This is a genomic window from Acidovorax sp. HMWF018, from assembly GCF_003061035.1.
Classification (GTDB): Bacteria; Pseudomonadota; Gammaproteobacteria; order Burkholderiales; family Burkholderiaceae_C; genus Acidovorax; species Acidovorax delafieldii.
The window spans coordinates 1-1333 of the sequence record NZ_QAIM01000262.1 but is presented as its reverse complement, the minus strand read 5'-3'; the positions used below and the strand labels follow the sequence as shown (position 1 = coordinate 1333).

Below are 1333 nucleotides of genomic sequence, written 5' to 3'. Positions count from 1 at the left end.
CCCCGGCGCAGGTGCGCAGCAGGGCCAGCAGGCGCTCGTTGGCGTCCAGCGGAAAGCCCTGCACCCAGTTGCCCCCCAGCTCCTGCGCCTGGCTCATCACCGAGTCGCGCTCGTACACCGTGGAGGCGATCCATTGCGTCTTCACGCGGTTCAGCTCGGCCTCACTCACCCCATCCTTGGCCACACGGGTCACCTCGGCGCGCAGCGCGTCTTCGACCTGTTGGGCGGTCTTGCCCGCAGCGGGCACGCCGCTGAGCATGAACAGGCTGGGTCCGCGCCCGGTAACCATGGCGGAGCTGCTGGCGCTGTCGGCCACGCGGTTGGGCCCCTGGGTCAGTGCGCGGTCCAGCCGGGCACCGTCATAGCCATTGAACACGGCCGACAGCACCATCAGCGCGAGGGCGTCGCGGTCTTCGTCAGTGAGGTTGTCCACGCGGTCCAGGCTGGGCGCGCGGAAGGCCAGGGCCACATAGGCCTGCTCTGCCGGGGCTTTGACGGCGATGCGGCGCAGGCCCTTCTGCTCGGGCTCGGTACGCGGCTTGCGCGCGGGCAGCGCGTGCACGGGCAGGCTGCCGTAGTACTTCTCGGCCAGGGCACGCACCTGGGCCACATCCACATCACCTGCCACCACGACGGCGGCGTTGGTCGGGGTGTACCACTGGCGATGGAAGGCGCGCACGTCGTCGGGCGTCATCGCGTCCAGGTCGCTCATCCAGCCCACGATAGGGCGGCGGTAGGGCGATGCGTTGAAGGTGGCGGCAAACAACTGCTCGGCCAGCATGGCGCGGGGCTGGTCTTCGGTGCGCAGGCGGCGCTCTTCCTTGACGACCTCGATTTCTTTCTTGAACTCCTCGTCGGGCCAGTGGTTGTTGGCAAACCGGTCCGATTCGAGCTTCATCACGTCTTCCAGCCGGTTGGACGGGATCTGCTGGTAGTAGCCGGTGTAGTCGCGGCTGGTGAATGCGTTTTCCCGGCCTCCCAGCGCCGCCACGCGGCGCGAGAACTCTCCCGGCGGCAAGGTCTTGGTGCCCTTGAACATCATGTGCTCCAGCGCATGGGCCACGCCCGAGGTGCCGTCCACCTCGTCCATCGAGCCCACACGCACCCAGACCATGTGCACCGCCGTCGGGGCGCGGCGGTCGGGCTGCACGATGAGCTGCATGCCGTTTTTGAGCGTGAACTGCTGCGCGCCAGAAGCTGTGGCGGACGGCGTGGTGGAGGGTTGAGACACCGGGGTGGTTGCCGCAAAGGCAGCCCCGGACGAGAGGCAGGCCAGCAGGCCCAGTAGGGTGAAAGCGCGTTTCATAGAATGGGGTGATTCTAAGAACCCGCC

The 1333-nt window shown here is 67.7% G+C and carries 1 protein-coding gene; it reads right to left on the bottom strand.

Features of this window, described 5'->3' with window-relative positions; translation table 11 throughout:
• Positions 1-1306: pitrilysin family protein (locus DBR23_RS09595; RefSeq protein WP_108498093.1), on the bottom strand; the 1306-nt coding region annotated here is incomplete at its 3' end.
• Positions 1307-1333 lie beyond the last annotated feature (27 nt).